Genomic DNA, 13273 nt, shown 5'->3' with positions numbered 1-13273 from the left:
TTTTCTTTAGAACGGCGATCTGGCATCTTTGCGCATAGGTCAGTTGTTTGTAATGTCTCATTGTAAAATCTCTTGCCGGAGAAAAAGCAGTTAGCTTATGAGCAACTGACCACTTAATCTAGCCAAAACAAGTTATGCACTTACAATTTGAATCTAGGTTAGTTTAAAGGTGCTAACCTCTCCTGTTATAACATCTTGTATGCCTTTGAAATATTAAGTAACTTAAAACTCACAAACACTCTTCTCAGCATTTACCTAATGGTGCTACCATATAGAACTATAAGCATTCAAAATAAAGTACTATGGCTATTAATGTTTTATTGGTTGAAGACGATGAACTACTCGTTAAACGCATCCAAAATCACTTCTCAGATACAGAATTTACCATTGAGGTAGACCCAACTGGCGCTGATGCTCTTAGCATTGTAAGGCAGCGAGTAAACCTACACGGTGTTATATCACTAGCCATAATTGACATTGTTTTGCCAAAGCGCGATGGACTTCAGCTTGCAAAAGAATTAAACACACTTACTGATATTGGCGTTATTGTATTATCGAGTCGTGACTCCCAAGCTGATCGTATTGCAGGTCTTGCACAAGGTGCTGATGATTACATTTGTAAACCCGTCGACTTACTTGAACTAGAACTACGCATGCGCGCACTTTATAAGCGTGTAGCGGTTACTCAAGACGATGATGAAAGCGAAGAGTTTATAGAATACGCTGACTTTAAGCTTCATCCCGATAACCGTACATTAATTACCGCTTCAGGTGTTGAATCACGCTTAACTGAAGCTGAGCATAAAGTGCTTATTTGTCTGATTAGTAATGCAGGCAAAGCCACATCCCGCGAAAAAATATCAGAAGAAATCGGTCAGCCAGATTGGAGCCCTAACGATCGTACTGTTGATGTACTTATTGGTCGTTTACGTAAAAAATTAAACGACGAGAAAGATCAAAAGCGCATTGTTACCGTTCGCGGTAAAGGCTATATGCTCTCTATTTAATATTTAGTTAATTGCGCAATAAGGCGCTCAAATGCACGGTAATTAAGTGCTTCCTTAAGCTCATTTAAACTAATATTTTCAGCCCCTTTTAAATCACTAATAGTCCGCGCCACCTTAATTACTCTATGGTAAGAGCGTGGCGATAAAGATAATTTCTCACTCGCTCTGGCTAAAAACTGTAATTCTGCAGACGCAAGAACACAATGCACACTCATTTCTTTATTATTAAGCCTCGCATTAACCTTACCTTGGCGTTTTAGCTGTAGGTAATAAGCCGCTTCAACTCTTGCTCGAACCTCAGCACTACTTTCCTCAGGCTGAGTACTTTGTAGTTCAACACTTGTTAAACGAGGTAGTTCTATTTGCAAATCAATACGGTCAATAAAAGGCCCCGACACTCGCGACAGATAGCGCATAACTTGATCGGGAGTTGCCCGCTTATCAGTATGGCTCCCTGTAGGACTTGGGTTTAATGCAGTTATAAGTTGAAACTGCGCCGGAAACTCCATTTGCCTTGCAGCACGCGAAATAGTCACTGTGCCGGTCTCCATTGGTTCACGCAGCGAATCCAGTACCTTACGCTCAAACTCAGGTAATTCGTCCAAGAAAAGCACACCATTATGTGCCAACGAGATCTCACCGGGCTTAGGATTAGAAGAGCCACCAACCAAAGCAACTGCTGAACATGTATGGTGTGGATTACGAAATGGTCGTTGTCGCCAATTAGTTAAATCTATGGATTGGCCAATAATAGAGTAAAGCGCCGCTGTCGAAATAGCCTCATCATCCGACATAGTCGGCATTATGGTAGCCATGCGCTGGGCAAGCATTGATTTTCCCGTTCCAGGTGGGCCTAAAAATAATAAATTATGTCCGCCAGCTGCGGCTATTTCTAATACTCGCTTTGCACCGGGCTGACCTTTAACATCGCTTAAATCGAGTAAAAAGTCAGGGGCTTGGGTACAATCAGGATATTCGACATTTAACGGCAAGGGTTGTTGATTAAGTAAATCACCCCACACTTCTTGAATAGAGCTGACGGCTTTGCGTTTAACGCCATTAACTAAGCTTGCTAGGCTATCGTTTACAAGAGGTAAAAAGCAGCAGCGATCTTGCTCTTTAGCAGCAAGTACCGAAGGTAAAATAGCATTTACACCACGCACCTCACCATTAAGAGCAAGTTCTCCGTAAAATTCATACTTATGAATGTCAGGGCACACAATTTGTCCTGAAGCGACTAAAATACCTACCGCAATAGCAAGATCAAAACGTCCACCATCTTTTGGTAAATCGGCAGGGGCTAAATTTACTGTTATTCGCTGATCAGGGAAGCCAAATTGAGAGTTTTCAAGTGCGCTACGCACTCTGTCTTTTGATTCTTTAACGGACGCTTCAGGGAGGCCTACAATATGAAAAGCAGGTAAACCATTTCCTAGGTGAACTTCTACAATAACTTCGGGGGCGTTTATTCCCACCTGAGCACGAGAAAATATACGAGCTAACGACATTCCTTATCCTAGTAAATGGTGTGATTACACCAGTCTAGTCAGGATATTTAAAAATGTGTAATGTGATCTGCCATTTTATCGCAGCTAAACGAAGCATCAGGGTCATTAGCATGCCTAATACCATTGCTATTTCAGTTACTAACGAAAAGCCTATACTTAGCGTGTAAACAGTACCACCAGCAATGCAGGTAATAGCGTAAAGCTCGCCTTTTAATAGCATAGGAATTTCGCGGGCAAGTACGTCTCGAATTAATCCACCAAAGCAGCCTGTAATTACAGCCATAATTACAGCTGTCATATCTGGCATACCAGCAAGTTGCGCTTTTTGTGCACCCATTACGGCAAAAAAAGCCAAACCAAATGCATCGGCTGTTTGTAAAATATAATGAGGTATTGGTTTTTGCTTATTTATAAGACGTACGGTGACAAATACAGAAGCAAGTATTGCAAAAAAGTAACTTTGGTCGTGCAACCAAAAAACAGGAACATCTAAAATAAGATCGCGTACTGTACCACCACCAATGGCAGTTACCGTCGCTAAAACGACGACACCAAAGCCATCCATTTTTTTCTCGTACGCTAACAAAGTGCCCGATACAGCAAATACCGCAATGCCTATTAAATCAAACCAGTGATAAAGTTCTGTCATGTGTATTATTACTTAAAATATTTTAACCGTTTTAACATAAAACACTCTTTTTAAAAAATAAGTTATTTGTAAAACGTCATAGGTATTAGAGGGAAGTCATTAAATAAAGCAGAATATAAGGTATTTTACCAAATTCCAGACGCAAAAAATCACTCAATGAAGAGTGTTATTTTGTTTTAACTTTAAATATTTAATTTCAGTGGTTGTGGGAGCTTGAGTTTGTAAAAAGCGAACCGACGACCTTCGCTTACTTGTGCAAAGTATTTTGCGCAGTAACGGTAAGTTTAAATTCATAAGAATTCACCAAATTCCAGACGCAAAAAATCACTCAATGAAGAGTGTTATTTTGTTTTAACTTTAAATATTTAATTTCAGTGGTTGCGGGAGCCGGATTTGAACCGACGACCTTCGGGTTATGAGCCCGACGAGCTACCAGACTGCTCCATCCCGCGCCTGAAATTTGTATGCTTGTTTAAAGTTGCCTACATTACAACTTGGCTTCCAATTAAAGAATTGGTTGCGGGAGCCGGATTTGAACCGACGACCTTCGGGTTATGAGCCCGACGAGCTACCAGACTGCTCCATCCCGCGCCTGTATATTTTAAGTCTATCGACTACTTTATTTTATCTCTTAAGCTAGAGTTATTACAGTAACCAACATTAGAAAATTGGTTGCGGGAGCCGGATTTGAACCGACGACCTTCGGGTTATGAGCCCGACGAGCTACCAGACTGCTCCATCCCGCGCCTGTAATTTCTTTAAAGCAACTTCGTTTTATTTACGAGCCTGCCTTGAAGAGAGCGCTACTATATAGGAATAAACATATAATGCAAGGCTTAAAGCACTTAAAGTTGTTCAAGTGCGCAAAAAGCAATCAAAACACTATTCTGCACTCAACCTTTGATGTGGTGTAATCATTTTTTGCCATTCCCAATCAGGGTGCCCCATAACAATAAAGTCAGGGTTTTCAGTGCTTTCACGCTGATTATAGGTTAGCGGATTAAATTCAGCATCTGTAATGCAGCCGCCAGCTTCCTCAACAATAATTTGTGATGCGCCAGTATCCCACTCACCTGTTGGACCGATTCTTAAAAAACAATCGGCTTTACCCTCTGCAACAGCACAAGCCTTTAATGAACAAGAACCCACTGCAATGGTTGTAAATTGAGCGTTTAAATATTGGCTTACAGCTTCAATTTTTTGACGACGACTCACAGCAAGCGTAAGGGTGTTTGGTGTTGCTACAGATATTTGCTTATCATTTGCATTTTCGCGTTTGAAAGCACCATTTTTTGCTGTCGCAAAATAAGTAATTCCTTTTGCTGGCCAATGAATAACACCAAGCACTGGGTGGTTATTTTCAATCAATGCAATATTTACTGCAAAGTCGCCACTTTCTAAAATAAACTCACCAGTGCCATCCATCGGATCGAGTAACCAATAACGCTGCCAATTTTGTCTATCAGCAAGTGCTGGTATAGGTGTTTCTTCCGACATAATTGGAATGTCAGGCGCAAGTGCTTTCAATCCAGCAACCAGTACGTCGTTTGCAGCTAAATCAGCTTTGGTAACCGGCGTGTTATCTGATTTCTCTTGCTGACCAATATCGCCTTTTTTATAAATGGCCATGATTGCATTACCAGCAAGTTCAGCTAATTCAATACAAGGTTCAATTAATTTATTCATCGGCAGCTCCAGACGCTAAGTATTTATCTAATAATAGCAAAGCGGCAACACTGCGAGCTTCGGTAAAATCTTCTTGGTCTAATAATGACTGCAAGTCGATTAATGGCCACTTAACAACAACCAGTGTCTCTGGCTCATCTCCTGGTAATGTTTTTGGATAGAGTTGCTTAGCAAACAATATATGCATGGTGGCATTAAAGTAACTAGGTGCCATGGTAACGGTTCTTAGTGGTTTAAAGTATTCAGCACCAAAACCCACCTCTTCCTTAAGCTCTCTGTTAGCTGCTTGCTCTGGTGTTTCACCAGGATCTATTAATCCTTTTGGAAACCCTAATTGATAGTCGTTAGTGCCTGCACAATATTCACGTACGAGTAGTAATTCGTTATCGGCAGTTAGAGGNCCGCCGCGAATTCGCTCATATTGGCGCTCTTCGTTATTAGAGAATTTAAGTTCTAAAGATTCCACAGTAAATAGTCGACTTTTAGCGACAACATTATTACTAAGAATTTGTGGTGGTGTTGGGTGCTTTTTCTGTGTCATTGGCGTTAATTTGCTATCATGGCAGTTAGTTCAATAATAAACCTTATAAGTTGAAATTCCTATGTTAAATTGGTCAAAAATCGATACCGTTTTGCTTGATATGGACGGAACATTACTCGATTTACATTACGACAGTCATTTTTGGCTTAACGTAATTCCACAACAACATGCATTAGCAAGAGGCATTAGCTTAGACGCAGCCAAAGCAGATATTTTAAAACGCTATCAAGCCGTAAGCGGTCAAATACAGTGGTATTGCTTAGATTACTGGGAACAACAATTAAGCTTGCCTATTATGGAACTTAAGCGCGAATCAAAGCATTTAATTAAAATGCGAGAAGACGTACCTCACTTTTTAACAGAGCTTAAAAAAGCAGGTAAAGAGTTAATTTTGCTTACTAACGCCCATCCTGAAAGTGTCATGCTCAAATTTGAAGAAACTGCGATAGATAATTATTTAGATGGCGTAGTCTCTACTCATGAATATGGGATAAGTAAAGAGCAGCAAAGTTTGTGGCATAAAGTGCAAGACGACTTAGGTTTTAATAAAAACCGTACACTGTTTGTTGACGACAGTATCCCCGTTTTAAATGCCGCACGAGAATATGGCATTGAGCATTTGCTTGCAGTTGCTAACCCTGATAGCAAACAACCACATAACGAAATAGTCGACTACCTAAGCGTTACCGACTACCGCAAGTTAATATAACTTAAATTACCCGAATTAACTTTTTGGGTAACGAGCTTCTAGACCTTGGTATACTAATTTTGCAAAATCAGCATGTTCTGTATCAAGGCTTTTAACTACTTCAACTAAATGTTCGTTATCTTCTTGTCCGTTCCACTCTTTAATGTAGCTACCGTCTTTGTAACCGTGATCTTGGCGGAAAAAGTTTAACGTGTTTTTACCTACGTAGCCGCGATATAAATCATCAATATCCATACCCATTTGCGCCATACAGCCGGCAAAGGCACCTGCATTAAACGTTTTATCAGCAACAGCAGACGCCGCTAATATCTCTAGTGTTTGTTTAAAGTCATCAGCTTGTTGAGCATTGCTAAGCTCAGTTTCAAGTTGCTTTGCTAAGTCTTCGTAGCTAGTCTCGCCGTCAATTCTAAGCGATAGACCAAAATGAAAAATATCAACCAACTCTAAAATAACTTGTTCAGTATCTGGTGTTTGTTTTTTCCACCACTTCCAACCATGATGATCCAGCATTTCAGCACACTCAACCCAAATAGCGCGGTACCATTCAAACCCTTGAGTAAACCATTGCTCATGTACTTTAGTATTCATGGCGTTTTGCATTTCTAGCATCACTACTAGCTTGTTTAAATTGGCAGACATATCAATTCCTGTCGTTTTGGTTGGCGTAATTTTCGTTGGTGTAATAATACAGATAAAATGCTAATTGTGCATTGCTGTATATTTTCATTAGTGTGCTAATTATGTTTATCGTGACGTCGTAAACTCATGCCAAGAATCAATTAAATCAATAAAATCTTCAAAACCACAACCACTGCTTAAACCATTTTCTTCAAGTCCTAAGTCGTCATCTTGGTACGCGATTAGGTCTTCACTATCTTGATGAAGTGCATGGGCTTCAAATAATGCTTCGTCTTTCGTTAGGATTAAATCTATTTCTTGACCCTTTAGCGTTAACGGCTCATAGCTTGAACTTACCGATGCTATAAGCGCTTGCACCATGGCTACTTTGTCTTTGCCTATTTCTTCGTTTAGCCAGCGACCAATAATGGCGTGTTCGCTGCTTATTTTAATACGTAACCCGCTAATAGGATCGCGAATAAATTGATATTCCATAGGGTTTGCCTTTTAGCTTTTAATTGCGTAATTATATACGTAAATGCCTGCAAACCACAGGGCATATAAAGCAAAATAGCGCCACAAGGGCGCTATTTTTAATAAACTTTAAAGCCGTTAACTTCGCGATCTATAACGCGCAGCATCAATAATCGACCATAAGTAAATAATAGGCACAAGTACAAAACCTACAAGCACATAAATTAGTGCGTAACTTATTATAATAGCGAGTGCAAAAAATATAGCGGCTAAAATACGCCCCTGTACTAACTGACCTAAACCAGGAAAAAATATATTACATATTGCTGCAATTACGTTACCGCCAGAACCTTGATCTGCCATATTAACCTCTGTATTTATTTAATTTTATAGTTATTTACTTACACACTTTATGCCAATTTATTAAAGCTTACAAATCAAATAGTTAAATTAACTAAGATTTAGAATATTAGTAGGTTTTACTAAATTTAAGTCAAATTAACAATTTTTGTTATACGTTTACCCTTTATTACTCACTCTATTAATTATCAAGTGGTTCGTTTTGCACACTATATTGTGAATAGCTGTTCATAAAAACAGTATTTTATTTAGCCTAACAAAAACACCTGTTATACTGCCCATAATATTGATTAAAAAGGCGTAATGATGGACGTTTCACAATTACTCGATGGCTTAAATGACAAACAACGCGATGCCGTTGCAGCTCCACTACAAAATATGCTGGTATTAGCGGGTGCTGGGTCTGGTAAAACACGAGTGCTAGTTCATCGTATTGCGTGGCTTATGCAAGTTGAGCAAGCTTCTGCTTATAGTATTTTTGCAGTTACCTTTACCAATAAAGCAGCTAAAGAGATGCGTAGTCGTGTTGAAGAAACACTAAAAGCACCTGTAGGTGGCATGTGGATTGGTACGTTCCATGGTTTGTCGCATCGTATTTTACGTGCTCATCACCGTGAAGCGAACTTACCTGAAGCCTTTCAAATATTAGATTCTGATGATCAGCTTCGGATGATAAAGCGCTTGTTAAAATCGATGAATATTGATGATAAAAAATGGCCGGCTAAACAATTTGGCTGGTACATAAGCGCTAAAAAAGATGAAGCACTTCGCCCTAAAGATATTCAAGCATACGATATTAACGAGCAAATGATGCTGCGTGTTTACGCCGCCTATCAAGAAGCCTGCGACCGCGCAGGTTTAGTCGACTTTGCCGAAATACTATTGCGCAGCTACGAAGTGTTAAAAAATAACCCTACGTTACTACGCCATTATCAGCAACGCTTTGCACATATGCTAGTAGATGAGTTTCAAGATACAAATACCATTCAATATGCATGGTTAAAGTTACTTGCTGGCGATACAAATAGCATTATGATTGTAGGCGATGACGACCAAAGTATTTATGGTTGGCGTGGTGCTAAAATCGAAAATATAAAACGATTTTTAACTGACTTTAGTGCCGAAACCATTCGCCTTGAGCAAAACTACCGTTCAACCGCGACTATTTTGAAAGCATCCAACGCATTAATTCAAAATAACTCAGAACGTATGGGTAAAAGCTTGTGGACCGACGGTAACGATGGCGAGCCTATCTCTATTTATGCAGCATTTAATGAGTTAGATGAAGCACGCTTTGTAAGTAGCAAACTACGAAGTTGGTTAAATGCAGGTAATGCTCTGCAAGATGCCGCAATTTTATACCGTAGTAACGCGCAATCTCGTGTACTCGAGGAAGCCATGCTCCAAGAAGGATTAAAATATCGTATTTATGGTGGTATGCGATTCTTCGAACGACAGGAAATTAAAGATGCGCTTTCGTATTTGCGCCTAGTGGGTAATCGTCAAGACGATGCAGCGTTTGAGCGCGTCATTAATACGCCAGCACGTGGTATTGGTGATAAAACATTGAGCCATATACGTGACTGCGCACGAGCAGAATCATTACCACTTTGGTATGCAGCGAAAGCAATTGTGGAACAACAGCATTTATCTGGTCGTGCTTCTGGTGCAGTTACTAAGTTTGTAGAGCTAGTTGAACAAATAGAAGATAAAATTAGCGACCTAACTTTACATGAGCAAGCCAAGTACACAATTCAAACCTCAGGCTTGATGGCAATGTACCAAGCTGAAAAAGGCGAAAAGGGTCGTGCCCGTGTAGAAAACTTAGAAGAGCTTATTAGTGCATGTGATCAGTATGAGCTTCCTGAAGATGAAGAATATAGCTCGCCTTTACAAGGTTTTTTAGCACATACATCACTTGAATCGGGTGAAGGACAAGCAGAAGAACACGAAGACGCAGTTCAAATGATGACGCTTCACTCGGCTAAAGGCTTAGAGTTTCCGCTCGTGTTTATGGTCGGCGTAGAAGAAGGCATGTTCCCTTCTCAACAAAGTAACGAAGAGTCGGGTCGCTTAGAAGAAGAACGCCGCCTTTGTTATGTAGGTATGACCCGTGCAATGGATAAGTTATACATTAGCCATGCAGAGAGTCGCCGCTTATACGGGCAAGAAAAATACCATAGCCCATCACGTTTCTTACGAGAAATACCTGAAGACTGCGTTGAAGAAATACGCATTAAGACACAGGTTTCTCGACCACCTGCAGCCGGACGCTTTAGCGCATCAGTTAGTCATGCCGCATTTGAAGACAGTGGTTTTAATTTAGGGCAGCGAGTACTACATGCTAAATTTGGCATAGGTACCGTACTTAACTACGAAGGCAGTGGCGCGCAATCTCGCGTACAAGTAAACTTTGATGACCTTGGTACTAAATGGTTAGTAACGGCCTATGCACGATTACAAGCGGTATAAAGCACATCTAAATGAGTTGGAGCAACAACTAGCTGACGCGTATCATCGTCAGCTAGTGCTAATTACTGGCAGCTCAGCTTGGTGCTATGAATTACTCTATTCATTAATAGATGATGACAATACACTTGTGGTATCTAAGCAGAGTGCGCTTAAAAATTCATACTGGCCTACCCGCACTCATCAAATTTTAGGGCAAGAATTTGCTCACGCCGTTTATGATGGCTTTAGTGGTTTGCACCCAGATAAACTTGCGGCACTTGGCGGCGCTGTTAAAGCCGGTGGTATGCTGTTTTTATTACTGCCTGAATTAGATGACTTACCTACTTGGCAAGACCCTTCATTAAGTACAGTGCAATCACACGGTCATACCATTAACTACAGTTTATTTAATCAACGTTTCGCAACTGTTATTAAACAATTACCTGCTTTTCATTTTAGTGAAAAAGATGGCTGTATTAATAATGCCGTAACTTCTGTTACTTATAATAAAATTGATTATGAGCCTCAGCAAAGCTGTGTTGATCAAATAATAAAAGTGGCTAATGGTCGTGCTAATAGACCATTACTTATTAATGCAGATAGAGGCAGAGGTAAGTCGGCAGCACTTGGCCTCGCAACAGCAAAACTGACTGATAAAAAAGTAATTATTTGCAGTACCCAGTTTAAAGCGGCCCATAGCAGCTTTAAACATTTAGCTAAAGAGTTAGGTCTACAATACAACCCAGAAAAGAAACAACTCGCCAACTTACACCATGTTGCACCTGACGCGTTATTAAGCACGTTACCAAGTTGCGATTTATTATTAGTAGATGAAGCTGCTGCAATCCCCGTCCCACTATTATTAAAAATGCTAGCTCATTATCCTCGTATTGTATTTGCAAGCACACTGGTTGGTTACGAGGGCAATGGCAGAGGTTATACCATTCGCTTTAGCAACTATATTAAAGCGCATTACAAAGCATCTAAAGTTATTACACTTGATGAGCCACTGCGCTTTGCTAAACATGATCCTCTTGAACAACATATTCGCAGCTTGCTTGCACTTGATGCACAATATAAAGAGTTAAGTAGTGCTCAATTAGAGCAGCCAGTACATAGTGAAATAACTCAGCAATTCCTTGTAAACAATGAACCTTTACTGCAACAAGTTATTGCCCTGCTTGCATTGGCTCATTATCAAAGTAGTGTAAACGATTTACGTCAACTACTAGACGCACCATCGCAACGACTATTTATTAGTAAAATTAATAACCAATTAATTGGCGTATGTTTAATCACCATAGAAGGTGGTTTAAGTGAAGAACTTGCTCTACAGGTTATAAGCGGAGAGCGCCGCCCACAGGGTCACTTAATGGCTCAAACCCTCTCACAACTTAGCTTTAATAATAGCTACTTAAGACAGTTGAGCGCTCGCGTTGTACGAATAGCGATTGATCCGAGTTCTCACAATATAGGCTTTGGTAAAAAGCTACTTAGCTATTGCGAGTCGCAAGTAAAAAGCCAATGTAGTTGGTTAGGTGCAAGCTTTGGCGCAACAGCGCAGTTACTTAATTTTTGGCAAAACCAAGGATTTGATACCGTAAAGCTAGGTTATCAACGCGATAAAAGCACAGCTGAACATTCAGCGCTTGTGGTTAAATGCTTAAGCAACAAAAGTGCAATTATTCAACCTCTAAAAAAGCAGTTTAAAAACGATTTTTTTTATGGGCTTTTAACACACTTTAAAACACTAGATTGGCAACTTGTAAGTATTCTAATTGAAGGATTTAGCGATGGGTTAATAAGCCCCGAGACTCGCGAACGATTAACCCTGCTCGTAAACAGTAACTTCACTCAATTTAGTATCTCTGCGACTCTTTGGCAGATAATAAACCAGTCTCCTTCTTGTATATCTCAATTAAAAGAGTCTGACAAACAACTTTTAATAAAGTTAGTGCTTCAACATGAAAGTAATGAAAAAGTGATTCAACACTTAGGTTTATTAGGAAAAAAACAGCTTGAGAATCAATTTAAACATGTCGTAAAAAATCTCACTAATGGCATCTAATAACTTCTAATTACTCTACCTATATTAAATCTTACCTATCTTTAAGCTATTTACTTAATTTGTTCTATCCTTAAAGTATTAATAGGTAAATTAAGATAAAGGCATGGAATTAATAAACTTTAAAGTGGGCTGTAAAACAATTTCACTTAAAATACTCGATATTTTATTAACAGAGCACTTTGACAATAATCTAACAACTTTACCAAACAATAATAAAAGCTTTATTGGTGTTAAAGATTATATGGATATACCAACGCCTGTTTTTGATTTAGGTATTATTTTAAATAGTATCTCAACCGAACAAAGTAATACGCACGCATTAAAACAACTAAGAACATGGCAAGAAAAACTATTAAACTGGTTCAATACCCTTCAAAGTAACTTGCTAAATAGCTCGGCTTCTATTTCAAGCAATGACGGAGAACTACAAGATTTTGTTCTGTTTTACAAAGAGTTCAGCACCGATAATGAAGACTTAAAATTAACAATGTCTCGGATTGACGAGCCTTTTCAATCATTGCTAGAAACGGTCAAAGAAGCCATAGCAGCCCATAATCAAAATGATCATAAACAAGTGTCAGCCCTGCTCGACAAAATTAAGCGTAATAGTCTAATTCAGCTTGAGCGTTTATTTGAATCAGCTAAAGAGCAAATAACCTTAGATTATAAACCTATTATTGTTTTTACCACCATAGACGGCTTAAACCCACATGTTGGTTTATTAGTAGATAAGGTTGAAGATAATATCGACTATAAAAAAGAAGACATTAAACCACTAGATAAGCTAACTGAGGTTGGTTTTGATCTAGACCCACAAACTAAAAATATGATGCGCGGGTTAATCAAGCTTTCACAAAAGCACAGTGTATTAATTGATCCAAGCGTAATATTTAAACCAACCCAACTAGAAGAATCCGAAAGTGAAGAAACCCAAGCTTACGGACTATTTTAAATAGCCTTTATATTTGGTTATAAACTTTAGTACTGAAGTAATGAGCTATTCAGTTCGACTTGTATACTTAGGTGAATTGAAGAGACCTCGAGTGCGTAATGTTCATTACCCCCTATATTTCAATTTTCTGCAGACGTAAAAAAGCCCGAACCGTTAGATTCGGGCTTTCTACAATGTGAAGTCGGTGCGCTACGCATATGCAGTAGAATGTTTTAGTGCCCAAAGCGGTGGAGAGCCACAGTGTAAATAC

At 39.3% G+C, this 13273-nt stretch carries 12 protein-coding genes and 3 tRNA genes; 5 read left to right on the top strand and 10 right to left on the bottom strand.

The genetic code is table 11. The features are described 5' to 3' along the window. The first annotated feature begins 302 nt into the window (after positions 1 to 302). On the top strand, positions 303 to 1007 hold the full coding sequence (locus tag L647_RS0112005) for a response regulator transcription factor (protein ID WP_024611310.1): 705 nt from the start codon (positions 303 to 305) through the stop codon (positions 1005 to 1007). On the opposite strand, the gene L647_RS0112000 is transcribed toward L647_RS0112005, so the two are convergent. The 7 genes from L647_RS0112000 to nudE form a co-directional block, all read right to left on the bottom strand. Further along, entirely contained in the window at positions 1004 to 2515 is a 1512-nt protein-coding gene (locus L647_RS0112000) for a YifB family Mg chelatase-like AAA ATPase (RefSeq protein ID WP_024611309.1), read from the bottom strand. The two genes, L647_RS0112005 and L647_RS0112000, sit on opposite strands and share 4 nt — an antisense overlap. Positions 2516 to 2549: 34 nt before the next feature. Beyond that, positions 2550 to 3164, bottom strand: a complete 615-nt coding sequence (locus L647_RS0111995; protein ID WP_024611308.1) for a trimeric intracellular cation channel family protein — start codon at positions 3162 to 3164, stop codon at positions 2550 to 2552. Positions 3165 to 3539: 375 nt separating this feature from the next. After that, positions 3540 to 3616: transfer RNA gene (locus tag L647_RS0111990), tRNA-Met, on the bottom strand. A 62-nt stretch (positions 3617 to 3678) separates the two neighbouring features. Next, a tRNA-Met gene (locus tag L647_RS0111985) sits at positions 3679 to 3755 on the bottom strand. 78 nt (positions 3756 to 3833) lie between these two features. Beyond that, positions 3834 to 3910, bottom strand: a tRNA-Met gene (locus tag L647_RS0111980). A 136-nt stretch (positions 3911 to 4046) separates the two neighbouring features. Continuing rightward, complete coding sequence (gene cysQ, locus L647_RS0111975) at positions 4047 to 4850, bottom strand: 3'(2'),5'-bisphosphate nucleotidase CysQ (RefSeq protein ID WP_024611307.1); 804 nt, start codon at positions 4848 to 4850, stop codon at positions 4047 to 4049. Beyond that, on the bottom strand, positions 4843 to 5391 hold the full coding sequence (nudE, locus tag L647_RS0111970) for an ADP compounds hydrolase NudE (protein WP_024611306.1): 549 nt from the start codon (positions 5389 to 5391) through the stop codon (positions 4843 to 4845). The genes cysQ and nudE overlap by 8 nt, the downstream gene beginning before the upstream one ends. Before the next feature lie 61 nt (positions 5392 to 5452). Between nudE and yrfG the strand changes: the two genes are divergently transcribed. Further along, on the top strand, positions 5453 to 6100 hold the full coding sequence (yrfG, locus tag L647_RS0111965) for a GMP/IMP nucleotidase (RefSeq protein WP_024611305.1): 648 nt from the start codon (positions 5453 to 5455) through the stop codon (positions 6098 to 6100). Between the two features lie 15 nt (positions 6101 to 6115). On the opposite strand, the gene L647_RS0111960 is transcribed toward yrfG, so the two are convergent. The 3 genes from L647_RS0111960 to L647_RS0111950 form a co-directional block, all read right to left on the bottom strand. Then, complete coding sequence (locus L647_RS0111960) at positions 6116 to 6739, bottom strand: dUTP diphosphatase (protein ID WP_024611304.1); 624 nt, start codon at positions 6737 to 6739, stop codon at positions 6116 to 6118. Positions 6740 to 6844: 105 nt separating this feature from the next. Continuing rightward, the gene (locus L647_RS0111955) at positions 6845 to 7213 is read right to left on the bottom strand and encodes a YacL family protein (RefSeq protein WP_024611303.1); all 369 of its coding nucleotides are present in this window, start codon (positions 7211 to 7213) and stop codon (positions 6845 to 6847) included. Between the two features lie 117 nt (positions 7214 to 7330). After that, complete coding sequence (locus L647_RS0111950) at positions 7331 to 7555, bottom strand: hypothetical protein (protein WP_008166458.1); 225 nt, start codon at positions 7553 to 7555, stop codon at positions 7331 to 7333. A 303-nt stretch (positions 7556 to 7858) separates the two neighbouring features. Here L647_RS0111950 and uvrD point away from each other — a divergent pair, with 303 nt between their 5' ends. The 3 genes from uvrD to L647_RS0111935 all read left to right on the top strand — a co-directional run bounded on the left by uvrD (position 7859) and on the right by L647_RS0111935 (position 13023). Next, a complete protein-coding gene (gene uvrD / locus L647_RS0111945; RefSeq protein WP_024611302.1) occupies positions 7859 to 10024 on the top strand; it encodes a DNA helicase II in 2166 nt (721 codons plus the stop codon). Further along, positions 10002 to 12071, top strand: coding sequence for a GNAT family N-acetyltransferase (locus tag L647_RS0111940; RefSeq protein ID WP_024611301.1), 2070 nt, complete (start codon positions 10002 to 10004; stop codon positions 12069 to 12071). Before uvrD ends, L647_RS0111940 begins: the two co-directional genes overlap by 23 nt. Positions 12072 to 12174: 103 nt before the next feature. Next, positions 12175 to 13023 carry a hypothetical protein gene (locus tag L647_RS0111935; protein WP_024611300.1) on the top strand — a complete coding sequence of 283 codons (849 nt, stop codon included), beginning with the start codon at positions 12175 to 12177 and terminating at the stop codon, positions 13021 to 13023. Positions 13024 to 13273 lie beyond the last annotated feature (250 nt).

The organism is Pseudoalteromonas sp. TB64, from assembly GCF_000498095.1.
Classification (GTDB): Bacteria; Pseudomonadota; Gammaproteobacteria; order Enterobacterales; family Alteromonadaceae; genus Pseudoalteromonas.
This window is presented reverse-complemented; position numbering and strand designations above follow the sequence as displayed.

Excerpts from the sequence above, each read along its gene's own strand:
- L647_RS0112005 (WP_024611310.1), top strand. The coding sequence starts at position 303 with ATGGCTATTAATGTTTTATTGGTTGAAGACGATGAACTACTCGTTAAA.
- L647_RS0112000 (WP_024611309.1), bottom strand. The coding sequence starts at position 2,515 with ATGTCGTTAGCTCGTATATTTTCTCGTGCTCAGGTGGGAATAAACGCC.
- L647_RS0111995 (WP_024611308.1), bottom strand. The coding sequence starts at position 3,164 with ATGACAGAACTTTATCACTGGTTTGATTTAATAGGCATTGCGGTATTT.
- cysQ (WP_024611307.1), bottom strand. The coding sequence starts at position 4,850 with ATGAATAAATTAATTGAACCTTGTATTGAATTAGCTGAACTTGCTGGT.
- yrfG (WP_024611305.1), top strand. The coding sequence starts at position 5,453 with ATGTTAAATTGGTCAAAAATCGATACCGTTTTGCTTGATATGGACGGA.
- L647_RS0111960 (WP_024611304.1), bottom strand. The coding sequence starts at position 6,739 with ATGTCTGCCAATTTAAACAAGCTAGTAGTGATGCTAGAAATGCAAAAC.
- L647_RS0111955 (WP_024611303.1), bottom strand. The coding sequence starts at position 7,213 with ATGGAATATCAATTTATTCGCGATCCTATTAGCGGGTTACGTATTAAA.
- L647_RS0111950 (WP_008166458.1), bottom strand. The coding sequence starts at position 7,555 with ATGGCAGATCAAGGTTCTGGCGGTAACGTAATTGCAGCAATATGTAAT.
- uvrD (WP_024611302.1), top strand. The coding sequence starts at position 7,859 with ATGGACGTTTCACAATTACTCGATGGCTTAAATGACAAACAACGCGAT.
- L647_RS0111940 (WP_024611301.1), top strand. The coding sequence starts at position 10,002 with ATGCACGATTACAAGCGGTATAAAGCACATCTAAATGAGTTGGAGCAA.
- L647_RS0111935 (WP_024611300.1), top strand. The coding sequence starts at position 12,175 with ATGGAATTAATAAACTTTAAAGTGGGCTGTAAAACAATTTCACTTAAA.